The 17,775-nt window shown below is 60.1% G+C and carries 20 protein-coding genes; 17 read left to right on the top strand and 3 right to left on the bottom strand.

Annotated elements, in window-relative coordinates; genetic code table 11:
• Positions 1 to 165 precede the first annotated feature (165 nt).
• Positions 166 to 1,059: an AraC family transcriptional regulator gene (locus tag JFT44_RS16430; protein WP_057439589.1), complete on the top strand. Its 894-nt coding sequence runs from the start codon at positions 166 to 168 to the stop codon at positions 1,057 to 1,059.
• A 97-nt stretch (positions 1,060 to 1,156) separates the two neighbouring features.
• On the opposite strand, the gene JFT44_RS16425 is transcribed toward JFT44_RS16430, so the two are convergent.
• Positions 1,157 to 2,821: an electron transfer flavoprotein-ubiquinone oxidoreductase gene (locus tag JFT44_RS16425; RefSeq protein ID WP_115128743.1), complete on the bottom strand. Its 1,665-nt coding sequence runs from the start codon at positions 2,819 to 2,821 to the stop codon at positions 1,157 to 1,159.
• A gap of 556 nt (positions 2,822 to 3,377) precedes the next feature.
• On the opposite strand from JFT44_RS16425, the gene JFT44_RS16420 reads away from it, so the two are divergent.
• The 15 genes from JFT44_RS16420 (at position 3,378) to JFT44_RS16350 (ending at position 15,038) form a co-directional block, all read left to right on the top strand.
• Positions 3,378 to 4,127, top strand: coding sequence for an electron transfer flavoprotein subunit beta/FixA family protein (locus JFT44_RS16420; RefSeq protein ID WP_057960382.1), 750 nt, complete (start codon positions 3,378 to 3,380; stop codon positions 4,125 to 4,127).
• Between the two features lie 2 nt (positions 4,128 to 4,129).
• The gene (locus JFT44_RS16415; RefSeq protein WP_057960381.1) at positions 4,130 to 5,059 is read left to right on the top strand and encodes an electron transfer flavoprotein subunit alpha/FixB family protein; all 930 of its coding nucleotides are present in this window, start codon (positions 4,130 to 4,132) and stop codon (positions 5,057 to 5,059) included.
• Between the two features lie 80 nt (positions 5,060 to 5,139).
• Entirely contained in the window at positions 5,140 to 5,955 is an 816-nt protein-coding gene (locus tag JFT44_RS16410; protein ID WP_057439586.1) for an ABC transporter substrate-binding protein, read from the top strand.
• A gap of 9 nt (positions 5,956 to 5,964) precedes the next feature.
• Entirely contained in the window at positions 5,965 to 6,321 is a 357-nt protein-coding gene (locus JFT44_RS16405) for a DUF4398 domain-containing protein (protein WP_057439585.1), read from the top strand.
• Positions 6,318 to 7,121, top strand: a complete 804-nt coding sequence (locus JFT44_RS16400; RefSeq protein ID WP_057960379.1) for an OmpA family protein — start codon at positions 6,318 to 6,320, stop codon at positions 7,119 to 7,121. Before JFT44_RS16405 ends, JFT44_RS16400 begins: the two co-directional genes overlap by 4 nt.
• 299 nt (positions 7,122 to 7,420) lie before the next feature.
• Positions 7,421 to 8,860, top strand: a complete 1,440-nt coding sequence (locus tag JFT44_RS16395) for a PLP-dependent aminotransferase family protein (RefSeq protein ID WP_057960378.1) — start codon at positions 7,421 to 7,423, stop codon at positions 8,858 to 8,860.
• Positions 8,861 to 8,964: 104 nt separating this feature from the next.
• Complete coding sequence (locus JFT44_RS16390) at positions 8,965 to 9,453, top strand: translation initiation factor 2 (protein ID WP_115128740.1); 489 nt, start codon at positions 8,965 to 8,967, stop codon at positions 9,451 to 9,453.
• A 160-nt stretch (positions 9,454 to 9,613) separates the two neighbouring features.
• Positions 9,614 to 9,868, top strand: a complete 255-nt coding sequence (locus JFT44_RS16385) for a YkgJ family cysteine cluster protein (protein ID WP_076961156.1) — start codon at positions 9,614 to 9,616, stop codon at positions 9,866 to 9,868.
• A gap of 41 nt (positions 9,869 to 9,909) precedes the next feature.
• Positions 9,910 to 10,518, top strand: coding sequence for an START domain-containing protein (locus JFT44_RS16380; RefSeq protein WP_057439582.1), 609 nt, complete (start codon positions 9,910 to 9,912; stop codon positions 10,516 to 10,518).
• A gap of 103 nt (positions 10,519 to 10,621) precedes the next feature.
• Positions 10,622 to 10,858, top strand: coding sequence for a hypothetical protein (locus JFT44_RS16375; RefSeq protein ID WP_233093274.1), 237 nt, complete (start codon positions 10,622 to 10,624; stop codon positions 10,856 to 10,858).
• 211 nt (positions 10,859 to 11,069) lie between these two features.
• A complete protein-coding gene (locus JFT44_RS16370; protein WP_029299641.1) occupies positions 11,070 to 11,411 on the top strand; it encodes a ribonuclease E inhibitor RraB in 342 nt (113 codons plus the stop codon).
• 4 nt (positions 11,412 to 11,415) lie between these two features.
• The gene (locus JFT44_RS16365) at positions 11,416 to 11,802 is read left to right on the top strand and encodes a hypothetical protein (protein WP_198830917.1); all 387 of its coding nucleotides are present in this window, start codon (positions 11,416 to 11,418) and stop codon (positions 11,800 to 11,802) included.
• A 71-nt stretch (positions 11,803 to 11,873) separates the two neighbouring features.
• The gene (locus JFT44_RS16360; RefSeq protein WP_057960374.1) at positions 11,874 to 13,283 is read left to right on the top strand and encodes a circularly permuted type 2 ATP-grasp protein; all 1,410 of its coding nucleotides are present in this window, start codon (positions 11,874 to 11,876) and stop codon (positions 13,281 to 13,283) included.
• Between the two features lie 4 nt (positions 13,284 to 13,287).
• Entirely contained in the window at positions 13,288 to 14,238 is a 951-nt protein-coding gene (locus JFT44_RS16355; RefSeq protein ID WP_169989625.1) for an alpha-E domain-containing protein, read from the top strand.
• Positions 14,235 to 15,038, top strand: a complete 804-nt coding sequence (locus tag JFT44_RS16350; RefSeq protein ID WP_057960372.1) for a transglutaminase family protein — start codon at positions 14,235 to 14,237, stop codon at positions 15,036 to 15,038. The genes JFT44_RS16355 and JFT44_RS16350 overlap by 4 nt, the downstream gene beginning before the upstream one ends.
• 39 nt (positions 15,039 to 15,077) lie before the next feature.
• Here the strand turns inward: JFT44_RS16350 and JFT44_RS16345 are convergent, their stop codons facing one another.
• Positions 15,078 to 15,899 (bottom strand): cytochrome c, encoded by an 822-nt coding sequence (locus JFT44_RS16345; protein WP_198830916.1) that lies wholly within the window; start codon positions 15,897 to 15,899, stop codon positions 15,078 to 15,080.
• Between the two features lie 145 nt (positions 15,900 to 16,044).
• The gene (locus tag JFT44_RS16340) at positions 16,045 to 16,254 is read right to left on the bottom strand and encodes a hypothetical protein (RefSeq protein ID WP_169960798.1); all 210 of its coding nucleotides are present in this window, start codon (positions 16,252 to 16,254) and stop codon (positions 16,045 to 16,047) included.
• A gap of 303 nt (positions 16,255 to 16,557) precedes the next feature.
• Between JFT44_RS16340 and JFT44_RS16335 the strand changes: the two genes are divergently transcribed.
• A complete protein-coding gene (locus tag JFT44_RS16335) occupies positions 16,558 to 17,763 on the top strand; it encodes an acetyl-CoA C-acetyltransferase (protein ID WP_169960807.1) in 1,206 nt (401 codons plus the stop codon).
• Positions 17,764 to 17,775 lie beyond the last annotated feature (12 nt).

The raw sequence follows: 17,775 nt of genomic DNA, 5'->3' as shown, positions 1-17,775 counted from the left end.
AGCGTGGACGGGAGAGGTGGCGAATTCTGCGCGTCGACCCTGTGGGCGAACATGGCAAATGCTCCGAGTCTCATGCCTATTCGTCCGGGAGTGCCCGTGGATTGGATTCATTGGCCGCCAGACCTGCGATGATGTTCCTATCCCTTTTTCGCGAAGTTTTTTGCCATGTTGTTGACCCGCCATCTTGATGCCAACGCCACGCTGGTTTCCTTGATTGAGGGGCTTACGCCCTGCGACGGTTTCTCCCCGACCCACTTGGCGGGCGTGCAGGTGCTGCGCGCCAGTTGCGACGTGGCGCGCGGGCCGCAGATCTACGAACCGAGTCTGATGTTCGTGGCCCAGGGCAGCAAACTCGCCTACCTGGGCCCGCGCACCCTGGAATATGGCGCCGGGCATTACCTGATCCAGGCGATGCCGGTGCCGTTCGAATGCGAGACGTTTGCCATGGCCGCCGATGCCCCGCTGTATGGCGTGACCGTAGGCATTGATCGGGTGGTGCTGGGCGAATTAGTGATGGCTATGGGTATGCAGGCCGGCCCGCCGCCGGCGGCGCAGACTTTGGAGTCGATGAGCTCGGTGGTGCTCGATGACGCGATGCGCGGTTGCGTCGAGCGGCTGTTGCAGTGCCTGCACGATCCACTGGAAGCCCGGATCATGGGACCGGCGAGGGTGCGGGAATTACTGTTCACCGCCTTGCGCGGGCCACAGGCCGATGTGCTGCGGGCGCTGGTGGAACAGCAGGGGCAGTTCTCGCGGATTGCCACCTCATTGAATCACCTGCATGCCCATTACGCCGAACCGCTGAACATCGAGACCCTGGCCGGTTATGCGCATATGAGTGCGTCGACGTTTCATGAGCATTTCAAGCGCTGCACCCTGTTGTCGCCGGTGCAGTACCTCAAGCGCTTGCGCCTGCTCAAGGCCCAGCAGTTGTTACTGGCAGAAGGCATGGGTGTGGCGCAGGCGGCGCATAACGTGGGGTATCAGAGTACGTCGCAGTTCAGTCGGGAATATAAGCGCTATTTCCTGCGCAACCCGGGTGAAGAGCGAGCGGCATAGATGATCGTTCCCACGCGGAGCGGGGGAACGAGCAGGCAAGCCCACATTGACTCGAGTCGCCCATAAAAAAGGCTCCCATTTGGGAGCCTCAGTTGGCTTACATATTCGGGTAAGTCGGCCCACCCGCGCCTTCCGGCGTCACCCAGGTGATGTTCTGCGAAGGGTCCTTGATGTCACAGGTCTTGCAGTGCACACAGTTCTGGGCGTTGATCTGGAAGCGCTTCTCGCCGTCTTCCTGGGTGATCACTTCGTACACGCCAGCCGGGCAGTAGCGTTGCGCCGGTTCATCGTAGAGCGGCAGGTTGGTGCCGATCGGGATGCTCGGGTCCTTGAGTTTCAAGTGGCACGGCTGTTCTTCTTCATGGTTGGTGCTGGAGAGGAACACCGAGCTCAGCTTGTCGAAGCTCAGCTTGCCGTCGGGTTTGGGGTAGTCGATCTTCTGGCTGTCCTTGGCCAGCTTGAGGCAGGCGTAGTCCGGCTTGGTGTCATGCAGGGTGAACGGCATTTTGCCGCCGAGGATGTTCTGGTCGAACCAGTTGAAGCCGGCACCGATGATCGGGCCGAACTTGTGCATCGCCGGGCCGAAGTTACGGGTGGCGAACAGTTCCTCATAGAGCCAGCTGGCTTTGAAGCTGTCGACGTAGGCCGTCAGTTCATCACCGCCTTCGGATTCGGCGAACAGACGGTCAGCCACGGCGTCTGCGGCGAGCATGCCGGACTTCATGGCGGTGTGGCTGCCCTTGATCTTGGCCACGTTCATGGTGCCCAGGTCGCAACCGATCAGGGCGCCGCCCTTGAATACCATCTTCGGCAGCGAGTTGATGCCGCCCTTGGCCAGGGCGCGGGCGCCGTAGCTGATGCGCTTGCCGCCTTCCAGGTACTGGGCCAGCACCGGGTGATGCTTGAGGCGCTGGAACTCATCGAACGGCGACAGGAAGGTGTTGCTGTAGGACAGGTCGACGATCAGGCCTACGACCACCTGGTTGTTTTCCAGGTGATAGAGGAACGAACCACCGGTGTTCTCGTTGCGCATGATGTCCAGCGGCCAGCCGGCGGTGTGGACCACCAGGCCTGGTTGGTGCTTGGCCGGGTCGATTTCCCAGATTTCCTTGAGGCCGATGCCGTAGTGCTGTACGTCGGCATCGCTGTCCAGGTTGAAGCGCTGGATCAGTTGCTTGCCCAGGTGCCCACGGCAGCCTTCGGCGAACAGCGTGTACTTGCCGCGCAGTTCCATGCCTGGGGTGTACAGGCCTTCTTTGGGATGACCTTCACGGTCGACGCCGAGGTCGCCGGTGATGATCCCGCGCACAACGCCGTTTTCGTCGAACAGTACTTCCTGGGCCGCGAAACCTGGGTAGATTTCCACGCCCAGGTTCTCGGCCTGCTGGGCCAGCCAGCGGCACAGGTTACCCAGGGAGATGATGTAGTTGCCTTCGTTGTGCATGGTCTTGGGCACAAAGAAGTCAGGCACCTTGGTGGAGGTGTCGCTGCTGCGCAGTACATAGATGTCGTCGCGCACCACCGGGGTGTTGAGTGGAGCGCCCAGTTCTTTCCAGTCCGGGAACAACTCGTTCAGGGCGCGTGGTTCAAACACGGCGCCGGACAGGATATGTGCGCCGACTTCCGAGCCTTTTTCGACCACGCAGACGCTGATTTCCTTACCGGCTTCGGCGGCCTTCTGCTTCAGTCGGCAGGCGGCAGACAGGCCCGACGGCCCTGCGCCGACGATGACCACGTCGAATTCCATGTATTCGCGTTCCACAGGCTATCTCCTACTCAAGGCTCAACAGTTTTTTTTCTAATGGGTGGAGGTTCGGTGTTTTATCTGTCGTCTTCTGCGCCAATTTCTTACAAAAGGGCAGGGGACGACCCACCTTTCTCTCTAGGTGGCGCATTATATCTACACCACTCTCAGCGTCCAATACAAACGTTTGTTTGAATTGCCCGCGAGCTAGGTAAATCAAAGCAACGCGGCTTATATCTGACCATTTTGCTGTATTGACCGGAAAAGGTGTTCCGGTCAATATACGGTCGGTTTTGCGCTTCTCGTAGGCGGACTGCCGGTTTCAAGGCCACGTCCAAAGACTAGGCACTGCTCATGCAGGTTGACGCGCACGTAATGCTGGCGCGCAGTTTACACGTTGCAACGATGAATGACTTGTCAGTCACCCCTGACGAACGGTCTTTATTATTGAGTACGTGTAACGTTACCTGTCATGAAGGCCTGCGTTTTTAGAGGTGCCCTTGTGCGCCGTTGAGCATCTACCGCCAGGTTTATCCGGGCGGCTTCCTTTTCACCGGAGAGTAACGAGGAATCCATGAAGGTTCTTGTAGCTGTCAAACGCGTTGTCGATTACAACGTGAAAGTTCGCGTCAAGGCGGACAATTCCGGCGTCGATCTGGCTAACGTCAAAATGTCGATGAACCCCTTCTGCGAAATCGCCGTGGAAGAAGCCGTACGCCTGAAAGAAAAAGGTGTCGTGACTGAAATCGTCGTCGTTTCCATCGGTCCGACCACTGCTCAAGAGCAGCTGCGTACCGCCCTGGCCCTGGGTGCCGATCGCGCGGTTCTCGTCGAATCCGCTGAAGAGCTGACCTCGCTGGCCGTGGCCAAGCTGTTGAAAGCCGTTGTCGACAAGGAACAGCCGCAACTGGTGATCCTCGGCAAACAGGCCATCGACAGCGACAACAACCAGACTGGCCAGATGCTGGCTGCACTGACCGGTTACGGCCAGGGTACCTTTGCCTCGAAAGTCGAAGTCAGTGGCGACAGCGTTGCCGTGACCCGCGAAATCGACGGCGGCGCGCAGACCGTTTCCCTGAAACTGCCGGCCATCGTCACCACCGACCTGCGTTTGAACGAGCCGCGTTATGCGTCCCTGCCAAACATCATGAAAGCCAAGAAGAAGCCGCTTGAAGTGCTGACTCCGGATGCTTTGGGCGTTTCCACCGCCTCCACCAACAAGACCGTCAAAGTCGAAGCGCCAGCTGCACGCAGCGCGGGTATCAAGGTCAAGTCGGTGGCTGAACTGGTCGAGAAACTGAAAAACGAAGCGAAGGTGATCTGATCATGACTATCCTCGTAATCGCCGAACACGATAACAAGGTGCTGGCCCCGGCCACCCTGAACACCGTGGCTGCCGCTGCGAAAATCGGTGGTGATATCCACGTGCTGGTCGCTGGCCAGAATGTGGGTGCCGTGGCTGAAGCCGCCGCGAAAATCGCGGGTGTGAGCAAAGTACTGGCCGCCGACAACGCTGCCTACGCTCACCAGTTGCCGGAAAACGTTGCCCCTCTGGTTGCAGAGCTGGGCGCTGGCTACAGCCACATCCTGGCTGCCGCCACTTCCAACGGCAAAAACATCCTGCCGCGCGTTGCTGCGCAACTGGACGTTGACCAGATCTCCGAGATCGTTTCGGTCGAAAGCGCCGACACCTTCAAGCGCCCGATCTACGCCGGTAACGCCATTGCCACCGTACAGTCCACTGCTGCGGTCAAAGTGATCACCGTCCGTGCCACCGGTTTCGACCCGGTTGCCGCTGAAGGTGGTTCGGCTGCCGTTGAAGCGGTGGCTGCCGCGCACGACGCTGGTACTTCCAGCTTTGTTGGCGAAGAGCTGGCCAAGTCCGATCGTCCTGAGCTGACCGCTGCCAAGATCGTCGTTTCCGGCGGGCGTGGCATGCAGAACGGTGACAACTTCAAACACCTGTACGCCCTGGCCGACAAGCTGGGCGCTGCGGTCGGCGCTTCCCGCGCGGCTGTTGACGCAGGTTTCGTACCCAACGACATGCAGGTCGGCCAGACCGGCAAGATCGTTGCGCCACAGCTGTACATCGCGGTCGGTATCTCCGGCGCGATCCAGCACTTGGCCGGTATGAAAGACTCCAAGGTGATCGTTGCGATCAACAAGGACGAAGAAGCACCGATCTTCCAGGTGGCGGATTACGGCCTGGTTGCGGACTTGTTCGAAGCCGTACCTGAGTTGGAGAAGCTGGTCTAAACCAGCCGCTTCACTTATAAAGAGCCCGGTCTTATGACCGGGTTTTTTTTTGCACGCCACTCTTGATCGGGAAACACGCCATGGAACTGCGTCGCTGGACTGTACTGCTGGGCCTGTCACTGCTGCCGACCGTGTCTATCGCGGCTGGCAAATGCGAGCGCCTAGTGGTGACCGGCAGCCCGGATGCGCCGCCCTACCTGTGGCGTGACCCCCAAGCCCCCACCCACCTGATCGGCGCGAATGCCGATGTGTTGCAACAAGTGGCCAAGGAACTGGGGCTGAAAATCGACCTGCTGTACGGCGGCAAGCGTTCCCTGGCCCTTGAAGAAGTGCGCAGCGGGCGCATGGACATGCTGCTCGACGCGCCGCTGAACGTCAGCGAACTGGAGACCCTGGACTACATCCACCCGGCGCTGATGCAGGCCGATTACCGGGTGTGGACCCGCGTCGACTCGCCCCTGGTCTACGCCAGCGCGGCCGATTTGCATGGCCACAAAGGTGCGGTCTCGGAGCGGGCGCGCCTGTCCCCTGAGTTTGAAACCTTTGCCAGCGAGCACCTGACCCTGGAACGCGTGCCAACCCTGACCCCGGCCTTGCAGAAACTGTTGCTGGGTGAAGTGGACTACGTGCTGGCGGGACGTTACTCCGGCATGGCCATGGCCCAGACCCTGGGGATGAGCAAAGACTTGCTGGCCCGTGAGCTGCCGATTGATCAGCCGGGGCTGTTCCTGGCGATTTCCCACAACTCTGCCTGCAATGATCCGTGGTTGCGCGGACAGCTCGCGAAAAAGATGACAGAATTGGCCGCGTCCGGTCTGACGGAAGCCGCGTTGCAGCGCAATATCGAACGCTGGAAGACGCAGTTGCAACAACCCGTCGGTACCTCAACAAAGTAGGGATTTTTAGTGACTATTCGACCTCTTTTCGCCGCCCTCGCCGTAGTAACGCTGGCGGGCTGTGCCGCAGATCCTGCGCCGAATGAGCAAATGCGCCTGACCCAGCAAGCCCTGGAGCAAGCCGCCGCCGTGGGGGCCGTTGCTGACGACGTGCCCGAGTTGAAACTCGCCGAAACGAAGCTGGCCCAGGCCAAGGCCGATATGGCGGATGAATCCTACAAGGATGCCCGCATGCTGGCTGAACAGGCCGAACTGGATGCCCGCCTGGCAGAGGCACGGGTGCTGACGCAAAAAAGCCAGGAACAGTTGAATGTCCTCGACACCCGTATCACCCGCCTGCGCAAACAGCTGGGAGATGCTCAATGAACCGTCTGACCTGTGGGCTGCTATTGAGCAGCTTGGTGCTCGGCGGCTGTGCCAGCCACCCCAATAGCGACACTGCGTTGCAACAGGCCGGCAGCGACTTCCAGAAGGTCAAGGAAGACTCCAATGTATTGCGTATCGCGCCCAAGGACGTGATCCGCGCCGGTGAGTCCCTGGCCCGCGCCGACCGTCTGTCCAGCTACTGGGGCAGTGGTGGCGACGTGGTGCATTACGCCTACCTGAGCCAGCGCTACAGCGCGATTGCCCGGGAACATACGCAACTGGTGCTCAACGAAGAACGTGCCGCCAAACGCGAACTGGAGCGCCAACGCCTGCAACTGGCGCTGCGCGAGGCCAAATTGTTGAGCGTGCAACAACAGGGCAAGTGGCTCGAAGAGCAGATCGCCAGCCTGACCACCACCCAGACCGATCGTGGCCTGGTGATGACCCTGGGCGATGTGCTGTTCGACACCGGCCAGGCCGAACTGAAAAACTCCGCCAACCGTACAGTGCTGAAGATCGTGCAATTCCTGCAACTGAACCCCAAGCGCGTAGTGCGGATCGAGGGCTATACCGACAGTACCGGCGGCGAGCAGGAAAACCTCAAACTGTCCCGTGACCGGGCACAGGCCGTGGCGGACGTACTGGTTGACCTGGGCATTGATGACAAACGCATCCAGGTGGAAGGTTATGGCGATCAGTACCCGGTGGAAGTGAATGCTTCCGAACGGGGGCGGGCGCAGAACCGGCGTGTGGAGATTGTCTTCTCCGATGACAAGGGCCAGCTCGGCGCCGCGCGCTGAACCTCAGTTCTTGTGGGTGCCGGCTTGCCTGCGATACAGGCGACGCGGACTTTCAACTGAACCGCAGCGATGCCATCTCAGGCAAGCCAGCTCCCACAGGGAATAGGCTGTGTGTCTCGCCCCGTAACCCGATCCTCGATCGGGTTTTTCATGCCCGCCATTGCGTGCTCAACCCCTACAGTTTTTTCTATCACTGCCGCCCGTCCTCGACTATTGTGGCAACTGTCCCCGTACACTTCTAAACTGTGCCGGTATGTTTCACACAAAAATAAAATACCCGTGAAATCGAGTGCTGCGTCATGACCAATCTCTTGCTTTACCAACGTATCGCCCAGCAATTGGCTGAGGATATCCGGCGCGGTGTCTATCAACCGGGTGAGCGCGTGCCTTCGGTGCGCAAGATGAGCTCCCAGCTCAATGTCAGTCATGCCACGGTGTTGCAGGCCTACGCCAATCTCGAGGATCAGGGGTTGATCCGCGCGCGGCCGCAGTCCGGGTATTACGTGCACCAGACCCCGGCCCTGACCGCACCGACGCCGGATATCGCGCGGGTCGAGCGCCCGGGCCTGGTCACTCGCAGCAGCATCATTCAACAGGTCTTGGTCGAGTCCCGTCGTGAAGGGGTGTTCCCGCTGGGGGCCGCCGTGCCCAGTGTCGATTACCTGCCGGTACGCGCGCTGCACCAGCAACTGGCCAAGGTCACGCGCTTTCAGAGTCCACGGGCGTTCAGCTATATGTTCAGCCCGGGCTTTGAGCCGTTGCGGCGCCAGGTCGCGATTCGCATGCGCGATGCCGGCGTGGTGGTCGACCCGTCCGAAGTGGTGATCACCCACGGGTGTGTCGATGCGTTGCAGATGTCTTTGCGCGTGCTGACCCGTCCCGGCGACCTGATCGCCGCCGAGTCCCCCACCTATTACGGCCTGTTGCAACTGGCGGACTTGCTCGGCCTCAAGGTCATCGAGATCCCCAGCGACCCGGCCACCGGCATGAGCCTGGAGGCTCTGCAACTGGCGGCCAACCAATGGTCGATCAAGGCCCTGGTGCTGACCACGCGCCTGAGCAATCCCCTGGGCGGCACCATGCCCGAAGAGCGGCAGAAACAGTTGCTGCGCCTGGCCTCGGATTTCGATATCCAGATTGTTGAAGATGATATCTACGGCGAATTGATGTTCGAATTGGGCCGCACCAAGGCCCTCAAGGCGTATGACCGCCTGGACCGGGTGATCTACTGCTCGAGTTTTTCCAAGACCCTGTCCCCCGGCGTGCGCATCGGCTGGATGATTGCCGGCAAATACCAGCAGGAGATCCAGCGCCTGCAGATGTTCAGCACCCACTCGGCGTGCAGCGTCACGCAGATGGGGGTGGCGGCGTACCTGGAGAACGGCGGTTACGACCGGCACTTGCGCTACATTCGCCAGGAATACCGCAAGAACCTCAGCGCCTTCCAGTTGGCGGTGCAGCAGTATTTCCCCGAAGGCACGCAGATGAGCCGACCGACCGGCGGTTTTATCCTGTGGGTCAGCCTGCCGGGCAGGGTCAACACCCAGGAACTGCACGTGCGCGCCCTGCAGCAGGGCATCAGCATTGCGCCGGGGCTGATCTTCAGTAATACAGAACAGTTCAACCACTGTATCCGGCTTAATTGCGGTACCCCGTGGAACCGTGAAGCCGAGCGCGCCTTGATGACCCTGGGCATGCTGGCCAACCAGTTGTGCCAGGAGGCGGCGAGCGGGTTTTGAAGCGCCAAAGACGGGCAGGAACGGTAGGTGGCTAATCACCGCGCTTGTCATGCCGCGCTCAACAAGCGAGCATATGGCCTTCTGCCGTTAATGCTGTAGGCGATATGACTTATATTTTTCCTGCCGCGCTGTTGATCTGTCTGGCGGGCCTGTGCAACGCCACGCCCGTACTGGCAGCACCTGCCAGCGCGCCGATCGTGCTGGCAGCCGCTGAACAAAAGCCGGCGCCGGCTAAAAAAACGGTCCAGGCGAAAAAGCCCGCCCCGGTTAAAAAAGCCGCCAAGGTGAAAAAGCGCGCACCTACCGCCAGCAAATCCAAGTCGGCCCGTGAAGTGGCCCAGACCAAGCTGGCGCCTGCACAACTGGACCTCAGTCTGCCCCAGGAAATGGTCCGCCATCTGCAGCCCCTTGGCACCATGCCGCAACCTAGAAACGTACCGTTGTTGCCGCCGATGTTTGATGAGAAGCCGGTCGATAACAGTGCATTTCAGATCAACGGGCGCTTGCTCAGCAATGAAATGCAGTTGCAAATGCGCAATGAAGAGCGGCGCGACGTTGAAGGCGCGGCTCTGGATTTTGAATTCAAGAATTAATCTTCCCCGCAAAGTGACCTGATCCACTGACCTTCTGTCGCAGACTGGTCGGTCACTTTTGTTTTCTGCGAAAAACCCCTGTTAGACCATTTTAAAACGGATGTTTTAGGGCGTACTCTAGCCCGGCCATCAACACTATGTCGTCGAGGACCTGTTGGTCATGAAATGCCGTGAAGGCTGTGGCGCCTGCTGTATAGCCCCCTCCATCAGTTCGCCGTTGCCCGGTATGCCTAATGGCAAACCCGCAGGCGAACGCTGCCTGCATCTGTCGGTCGAACAGCTGTGCCAATTGTTTGGCCAGCCGGAGCGGCCTGCGGTGTGCGGTGCCTTTGCGGCAGATCTTGAGGTCTGTGGTAGTAGCCAGGAAGAAGCGATCAGGTTGATCGGCTGGTGGGAGCAGATGACGGCGGCTTAGTGGGCTTTAATGTCAGAACTTCAACAATAAGGAATACAACAATGGGTTCGCTGAAACGAATGGCTGTGTTGTGCGGTTTTACGGTGTTGTTTGCGGCTGCTGCACAGGCAGAAGAGTGGCAGGTTGCCAAGGATGAAGAAGGCATCAAAGTTGCCTTGAGTGAAGTGGCTGGCTCCAAGTACAAGGCTTATCGCGGCGTTACTGTGATCAAGGCGCCATTGGCCAAGGTCCAGGCCCTGCAGGACGATGTCGTCGGTGCCTGTAAGTGGATTCACGAATGCAAGTCGCAGAAGTTGCTCAAGAAGGAAGGCGACAAGAGCTGGACCTACACCCAGTTCAAGGCGCCGTTCCCGGTGACCGATCGTGACTCGATCCTGGAAATCACCACCACCCAGGCTGCCGATGGCAGCGTGACCCGCAAGCTGCTGGAAGTACCCACCTATCTGCCGGAAGAGAAGGGTTATGTGCGTGTGGCCCAGGTAGAAGGCTTCTGGAAACTGGTGCCCAAAGGTGCCGACCAGACCGAAGTGACCTACCAGGTCCACACCGAGCCAGGCGGCAGCGTGCCTTCCTGGTTGGCCAACAAGTTTGTGGTTGAAGCCCCCTTCAACACCTTGAAAGCCCTCAAGGCAGCGGCCGAGAAGCCGTAAGCCCGACCGATCAGGTGCCTCCTGCCTTGAGTGGAACGATCGCCGCGCCCTCAAGGTCCAGATAGGTATAAGCCCATCCATGGGCTTTATCGAGGAGGCACTGATGCAAAACTGGCAAGTTACCTTCGTTGATGATCACGGCGTGCAGTCCGTGGAGCAGTTCAGCTGCGCGCAAAAGCCCAGCCTCGAAGTCGCCGCACAGATGATTCGCACCAAATTACTGCCCATCCCCGCCAAACTGGACCTCAATGACCTGGACGGCCGCATCGCCGAACCGACGGTGAAAAGCCTGAAGGATCAGAACAGTATCCAGATCCTCGACATCTCTCCCGCCCCCTGAATATTCCCTGTACGTTGTTAAAGCGCTGCTGGTGGAGCTGATAGCTTCGCGCTACTCTGCAAGGGAGATCAGCGAATGAATCGCTAAGGTCTGGTCTTGTCAGCTACATGCTTGTTTTCCTGCGGCGATGTCATTGCCGTCTACCTGCGCTGTTCACGCGCAGGCCCTGGGAAGCACGGAAAGTCTATCCATCGGTTCAGGAGGACGTTTCATGAGCACAGCCTATCAAGAAGACATCAGCACCCACGTGTTACGCCGCATGAAAGAGGGCGGCTTTGACTTTTCACGTTTCCACCCCATCGAGTTCTACGCCATTTTCCCGGACGAGGAACGTGCGCGTCGGGCTGCGGGTCGGTTTCGTGGCGAGTCGATCAATGCCCAGGTCAGTGCGCGGGATGATGGCGCCTGGTTCCTGGAATTAAGCAAAGTCATGTTCGCCACCTATGACGGTATAGGTGATTTCGAGCAGGACTTTGAGGCGGTAGTCGAGCCCTTGGGCGGGATTATCGAAGGATGGGGTGTGAAGCACGAGGTTCGTGGGTTACCCATGTAGTCGCATGATCAATAAAGCAGCGTATCGGCTGACCCTTGGGTCGGCCGATTTTGTTTGTGGCGCGGCAAAGTACTGGGAACTTATTGCGAAAAATCCTTCACAAAAAAAAGGCCACCCGAGCAGGGTGGCCAAAAGGGAAGACCGGAAAGAAGGGGAACCGGTCGGTACTTGCACGAGCAAATTACCGGCGGTGCTGTGGGGATGCTGTAGGACGAATCCTGTTCAGCGAATGTGGGTGATTATCCGCAGGCTTTCCCGGGCAGTGAAATCAACTCTGACTATGCTGGTGATAGGCAATGCCTGCGTCGCTTTGAAGCGCGCGTGGCAACGCGCGGGCGTTAACTGCACCAGGACGGTGCGTAGCAGCCTTTTACTGTATCCAACTGATTGATACTTAAGTGTTTATGCCGCTGGCACGGGCCTTGCGACAGTCCGTTGCGTCCGGGTGACAAGGAGTTCGGCATGATCCGCACTTATTACGATGAAATGTACGATGAGGTCGGCCAGGTCCGGCCTCACTATCGCGAGTTTGCCCGTTGGCTGGCTGAAACCCCGACCGAACTGCTGGCCCAGCGCCGCCGTGAAGCCGATCTGCTGTTTCACCGCGCCGGTATCACCTTCACCCTGTACGGCGACGAACAGGGCACCGAGCGCCTGATTCCCTTCGATACCATCCCGCGCAGCATTCCCGCCAGTGAGTGGCGGGTGGTCGAACGTGGCTGTATTCAGCGGGTCAAGGCATTGAACCTGTTCCTCGCCGACCTGTATCACGACCAACGCATTATCAAGGCCGGGATTATTCCTGCCGAGCAAGTGTTGGCCAATGAGCAATACCAACTGGCGATGCAGGGCCTGGACCTGCACCGTGGTCTCTATTCCCACGTCTCTGGGGTCGATCTGGTACGGGATGGCGACGGCACGTACTACGTGCTGGAAGACAACCTGCGCACCCCCAGCGGTGTGAGCTATATGCTCGAAGACCGTAAGATGATGATGCGCCTGTTCCCTGAACTGTTCGCCGCCCAACGCATCGCGCCGATCGACCATTACCCCAACCTGCTGCTCGACACCCTGAAAAGTTCCAGCCCGCTGGACAACCCCAGTGTGGTGGTACTGACGCCAGGGCGGTTCAACAGTGCGTTTTTCGAACATGCGTTTCTCGCCCGGGAAATGGGCGTGGAACTGGTGGAGGGCGCCGACCTGTTCGTGCGTGACGACCGGGTATTCATGCGCACCACCGACGGGCCCAAGGCGGTGGACGTGATCTACCGGCGTCTCGACGATGCCTACCTCGACCCGTTGGCCTTCAACCCGGAGTCGATGCTCGGCGTGCCGGGCCTGCTGGCCGCCTATCGCTCGGGTAATGTGGTGCTGGCCAATGCCATTGGCACCGGGGTGGCGGATGACAAATCGGTGTATCCCTTCGTCACCGACATGATCCGCTTTTACCTGGATGAAGAACCCATTCTGAAGAACGTTCCGACGTTCCAGTGCCGCAAGCCTGACGAGCTGTCCCATGTACTGGCCAATTTGCCAGAGCTGGTGGTCAAGGAAACCCAGGGCTCCGGTGGCTACGGCATGCTGGTCGGGCCAGCCGCCACGGCCGCCGAGATCGAAGCCTTTCGCGCACGGATCAAGGCCAAGCCCCATGCCTACATTGCCCAGCCGACCCTGTGCCTGTCGACGTGCCCGACCTTTGTCGAAAACGGCATCGCACCGCGGCATATCGACCTGCGGCCGTTCGTCCTGTCGGGCAAGGAAACCCGCGTGGTGCCGGGCGGGCTGACCCGTGTCGCGCTGCGTGAAGGCTCGCTGGTGGTCAACTCGTCCCAGGGCGGCGGTACCAAAGACACCTGGGTGGTGGAGGATTGAAGCCATGTTGAGCAGAACTGCCTCGGATTTATATTGGATGTCGCGCTATCTGGAGCGCGCGGAAAACCTCGCGCGCATGCTGGATGTCAGCTATTCGCTGTCGCTGATGCCCCAGGATGGACGCGGCGATGGCCTGCACGAACTGGCCATGCCCCTGCTGATCACCGGCACCCTGGACGACTATCGCGCGCGTCACGGCGAGTTGCATGCCGAGCGTTTGTTGCACTTCTTTGCCTTGGACGCCGCCAATCCGGCGAGCATCTACAGTTGCCTGGGTGCCGCCCGCGCCAGTGCCCATGCCGTGCGTGGGCGAATCACCGCCGACATGTGGGAAAACATCAACGCCACCTGGCTGGATATTCGCGTCATCGCCCAGGAAGGCCTGAGCCGCTATGGCATGAGCCGTTTCTGCGAATGGGTCAAGGAACGCTCCCACCTGTTTCGCGGCGCCACCTACGGCACCATCATGCGCAACGACGCTTTTCGCTTTATTCGCCTGGGCACCTTTATCGAACGGGCGGACAACACTTTGCGCCTGTTGGATGCCCGCTACGAGATGGCCGGTGACCAGGCCGAAGTGGTGATTGATGGCACCGCCCACGCCTACTACCAATGGAGTGCGCTATTGCGGGCCTTGTCGTCGTTCGAGGCCTACACCGAAATCTACCGTGATGCCCCCGGCGCTCGTCAGGTGGCCGAACTGTTGCTGCTGCGTGCCGATGTGCCGCGCTCTTTGCGCGCGTGCAGCGAAGAAATCGACCAGATCCTCGCCAGCCTGCCCGGCCTCAACGGCCGCCCGGCGCAGCGCCTGGCCGCCGAGATGGACGCGCGCCTGCGCTTTACCGCGATTGACGAAATCCTCGAGGAAGGCCTGCACGCCTGGCTGACCGACTTCATCCCCCTGGTGCGCCAGTTGGGTAACGCCATTCACCATTCCTACCTGGAGGCGGCATGAGACTTTCTATCAGCCACGAAACCACCTACCGCTATGAAGACCAGGTGCGCGCAAGCATCCAGTACCTGCGCCTGACCCCTCACGACAGCGAGCGCCAGCATGTGCTCAGTTGGCAGCTGGATCTGCCGCGTCCGGTACGGGCCCAGTTGGACCCGTTCGGCAATATCCTGCATGTGCTGACCCTGGATGAGCCCCATGAATCAATCATCATCGGCGCCAGGGGCCAGGTGGATATCGACGAGTGGCGCGAGGCCGAGCATGATAGCCAGTCGCCATTTCCTTTCCAGCGTTGCACGCGCCTGACCGAACCGGACGAGGCCCTGCGTGCCTTTGCCGAGCAGCACTGTGGCAAGCGCCGGGATCGCACTGCCCTGATTGACCTGATGCACGCCCTCAACCAGCACATCGCCTATGTGCCGGGCGCCACCCAAGTGGAGACCAGCGCGGCCGAGGCGTTCGCCGGGCGGGCCGGGGTTTGTCAGGATCATGCCCACGCCTTCCTGGCCTGCGCGCGCAGCCTGGGGATCGCCACGCGCTATGTGTCGGGGTATTTGTACAGCGAGGACAGTGAACACCTGGCCAGCCACGCCTGGGCCGAAGCCTGGCTGGATGACGCCTGGTACAGCTTCGATGTGACCAACCAGTTGGCGCGCCCGGAGCGGCATTTGAAACTGGCAGTGGGCCTGGATTACCTCGATGCATGCCCGGTGCGCGGCATGCGCCGTGGCGGCGGGCACGAGCAGATGCATGCCAGGGTATTTGTGGCACCGAGCCCGGTGATTCTGGTGCAGCAGCAATAATCCCCGCCGCATCCTGCTGAAGCCGGCTAGCCGGCTCTATCAGTGCGCGTCGGTTTTGCGCGTGGCCATATGCTTCAAATACCCTACCAGCAACTCCAGGTCGGCATCCGGCAACACGCTGGCGGCAAACGCTGGCATTTTGGCTTGCGGCCAATGCCTCAGGCCCTGGGGATCACGGATATAACGCTTGAGGAAGTCGCCGCCGAAATACTCGGTCGGGCTGTAGGGCAGATTCAGATCCGGCCCTACCTGCGCGTCACCCGCGCCGTTTAGACGATGACAGGCCAGGCAGTTTTTCTGAAACAGGGCAAACCCCTGGTTGATCGGGTCATTCACCGCCAGCGCCGGGTCCGGCAGCAGCGCCGGGAAGCGTTCGGCAACGGTTCTCAGCTGTTTGATCGTCGAGATCTGAAATGGCCATTGTTCCGGGCTGATCCCGCTCGCCTGGGGCCGGGTCCATACCAGATAGAACGGCCCAGCACTGGGTTTGCCAGTGGCCAGTGGCGGCCAAGGATGAACCGGATCTTCCACCGCCAGCCACGCCTGGGCGCCGCTTTGCTGAAGCAGCGGTGCGGCGGCCAGTTCGGCGGCAAAACCATCCAGCGCCACCGCCTGCACATGGTTATGCGCCAGCAGGCCCGGTAAGAGTGCGGCCAGCGGCACCGCGCGATAGGTCATAGTGCGCTTGTAGGAAACGTCATCGACGATCTGCACGGTCTGCGCAGCCGGGTGCTTGAGCAGGTCTGCGGTTTGCCACGTGGTGCGGCTGTGATCCAGCTCGATGGTCAACGAGGCGGCGTTGGCGGGGTAGGCCAGGATCAGCAGCAACAGAACGATAAGGTGTTTCAAGGCAGGGCCCATCCGGCAATGGCGATAGGGTCTCAGGATACCGGACAACCACCACCAAACCGCAGGCAAAAAAGGCAGCCCCGGTTACGGGAACGCTCTAGGCGGTTTCCCGGACGGTGCTGCCAAAAGCTTGAGTATTCAGGTGTGATCGGCCCGCTCAACCAATGATCTTGGTCAGGTTGGGCAAAATCAGAATCAGTGTGGTGGCGAAGAGAATAAGCCCCGCCTGGCGAACTTTCGATTGTTTGAACATGGCTGACTGCCTTTTGTTGTTATTCCTGAGCCAAGCACCATCATTGGCTACATTAAGCCGGCTAGATGGCATTTTTCTTACAGCTGCTCCAGCAAGACCCGGCAGCAGCGTCATACACTTCTTACTGATTCAACCTTAGAGCCCTTGTCGGGCTTGACTTAGAACGCTTTCGTATCAAGTTATATTGAAAGCCGTTTAAAAAAGCATGAGGCATATAGCCATCTGCGCCCCAGCCCCTTGGCTAGACAGCTAAAACGATTAACCCGGTGTTTCCGATAGTCTCCTACCGTTCGTCTGAGCGTGGTCGTCAAGGTCAATGAGCGCATCGGTCATTGAATCTGCCCTCGCGGCGCTTAAGGTAAGGGCACGGTCGGCTCTCCCCTTGAGAGCTCCATTGCACAGTGGTTCGAGGACGTCATGACCCAAGCTTTGATCTTTGATGCGATACGTACGCCCCGGGGCAAAGGCAAGGCCGATGGCGCCTTGCACAGCGTCAAGCCGGTGAACCTGCTGGCCGGCTTGCTCACCGCCCTGCAACAGCGCAGCGACCTGGACACGCGCCAGGTGGATGACATCGTGCTCGGTTGCGTCACGCCGGTCGGGGATCAGGGCGCGGACATCGCCAAGACCGCCGCGCTGGTGGCCGACTGGGACGTCAGCGTCGCCGGTGTGCAGGTCAACCGCTTCTGCGCGTCGGGCCTGGAGGCGGTCAACCTCGGTGCGATGAAAGTGCGGTCCGGCTTCGAGGACCTGGTGGTGGTGGGCGGTGTCGAGTCCATGTCCCGCGTGCCCATGGGCAGTGACGGCGGTGCCTGGGTGCTGGACCCGCAGACCAATATGCACAGCCACTTCACGCCCCAGGGGATTGGTGCCGACCTGATTGCCACCCTGGAAGGCTTCTCCCGCGAAGATGTCGATGCCTTCGCCTTACACTCTCAGCAGAAAGCGGCGCGGGCCAGGTCAGAGGGTTCCTTCAAGAAATCCCTGATCCCGGTGCAGGACCAGAACGGGATCGTGTTGCTCGATCACGACGAATTTATCCGTGGCGACTCAACGCTCGAGGGCCTGGGCAAGCTCAAGCCGAGCTTCGAAATGATGGGGCAGATGGGCTTTGATGCCACGGCGTTGCGGGTCTACAGCCATGTCGAGCGCATCCAGCATGTGCATACACCGGGTAACAGCTCCGGGATTGTCGATGGCGCGGCCTTGATGCTGATCGGCTCCGAGGCCCGTGGCCGTGAACTGGGGCTGCATGCGCGTGCGCGCATCGTTGCCACGGCGGTGACCAGCACCGACCCGACCATCATGCTTACCGGCCCCGCGCCCGCCACTCGCAAGGCCCTGGCCAAGGCCGGCCTGCGGGTCGAGGACATCGACCTGTTCGAGGTCAACGAAGCCTTTGCCTCGGTGGTGCTCAAGTTCATCAAGGACATGGGCATCGACGCTGCCCGGGTCAACGTCAATGGCGGCTCGATTGCCATGGGCCACCCGCTGGGGGCCACGGGGTGCGCGATCCTCGGCACCTTGCTCGACGAACTGGAGGCGCGCCAGCAGCGCTACGGCCTGGCCACGCTCTGTGTGGGCGGCGGCATGGGTATCGCCACCATTATCGAACGCCTCTGAGCCTAAGGAATT

It is taken from the genome of Pseudomonas sp. MF5691 (assembly GCF_016405645.1).
Lineage (GTDB): Bacteria > Pseudomonadota > Gammaproteobacteria > Pseudomonadales > Pseudomonadaceae > Aquipseudomonas > Aquipseudomonas shahriarae.
The sequence above is the reverse complement of the archived record's forward strand: the minus strand, read 5'-3'. Positions and strand labels throughout refer to the sequence as shown.

What these genes read in the sequence shown, in the direction of transcription:
- JFT44_RS16375 (WP_233093274.1), top strand. Translation starts at nt 10,622, where the DNA reads ATGCAAAACTGGCAAGTTACCTTCGTTGATGATCACGGCGTGCAGTCC.
- JFT44_RS16390 (WP_115128740.1), top strand. Translation starts at nt 8,965, where the DNA reads ATGACTTATATTTTTCCTGCCGCGCTGTTGATCTGTCTGGCGGGCCTG.
- JFT44_RS16410 (WP_057439586.1), top strand. Translation starts at nt 5,140, where the DNA reads ATGGAACTGCGTCGCTGGACTGTACTGCTGGGCCTGTCACTGCTGCCG.
- JFT44_RS16355 (WP_169989625.1), top strand. Translation starts at nt 13,288, where the DNA reads ATGTTGAGCAGAACTGCCTCGGATTTATATTGGATGTCGCGCTATCTG.
- JFT44_RS16335 (WP_169960807.1), top strand. Translation starts at nt 16,558, where the DNA reads ATGACCCAAGCTTTGATCTTTGATGCGATACGTACGCCCCGGGGCAAA.
- JFT44_RS16360 (WP_057960374.1), top strand. Translation starts at nt 11,874, where the DNA reads ATGATCCGCACTTATTACGATGAAATGTACGATGAGGTCGGCCAGGTC.
- JFT44_RS16395 (WP_057960378.1), top strand. Translation starts at nt 7,421, where the DNA reads ATGACCAATCTCTTGCTTTACCAACGTATCGCCCAGCAATTGGCTGAG.
- JFT44_RS16350 (WP_057960372.1), top strand. Translation starts at nt 14,235, where the DNA reads ATGAGACTTTCTATCAGCCACGAAACCACCTACCGCTATGAAGACCAG.
- JFT44_RS16340 (WP_169960798.1), bottom strand. Translation starts at nt 16,254, where the DNA reads ATGACGCTGCTGCCGGGTCTTGCTGGAGCAGCTGTAAGAAAAATGCCA.
- JFT44_RS16385 (WP_076961156.1), top strand. Translation starts at nt 9,614, where the DNA reads ATGAAATGCCGTGAAGGCTGTGGCGCCTGCTGTATAGCCCCCTCCATC.
- JFT44_RS16380 (WP_057439582.1), top strand. Translation starts at nt 9,910, where the DNA reads ATGGGTTCGCTGAAACGAATGGCTGTGTTGTGCGGTTTTACGGTGTTG.
- JFT44_RS16365 (WP_198830917.1), top strand. Translation starts at nt 11,416, where the DNA reads ATGATCAATAAAGCAGCGTATCGGCTGACCCTTGGGTCGGCCGATTTT.
- JFT44_RS16400 (WP_057960379.1), top strand. Translation starts at nt 6,318, where the DNA reads ATGAACCGTCTGACCTGTGGGCTGCTATTGAGCAGCTTGGTGCTCGGC.
- JFT44_RS16430 (WP_057439589.1), top strand. Translation starts at nt 166, where the DNA reads ATGTTGTTGACCCGCCATCTTGATGCCAACGCCACGCTGGTTTCCTTG.
- JFT44_RS16370 (WP_029299641.1), top strand. Translation starts at nt 11,070, where the DNA reads ATGAGCACAGCCTATCAAGAAGACATCAGCACCCACGTGTTACGCCGC.
- JFT44_RS16415 (WP_057960381.1), top strand. Translation starts at nt 4,130, where the DNA reads ATGACTATCCTCGTAATCGCCGAACACGATAACAAGGTGCTGGCCCCG.
- JFT44_RS16420 (WP_057960382.1), top strand. Translation starts at nt 3,378, where the DNA reads ATGAAGGTTCTTGTAGCTGTCAAACGCGTTGTCGATTACAACGTGAAA.
- JFT44_RS16345 (WP_198830916.1), bottom strand. Translation starts at nt 15,899, where the DNA reads ATGGGCCCTGCCTTGAAACACCTTATCGTTCTGTTGCTGCTGATCCTG.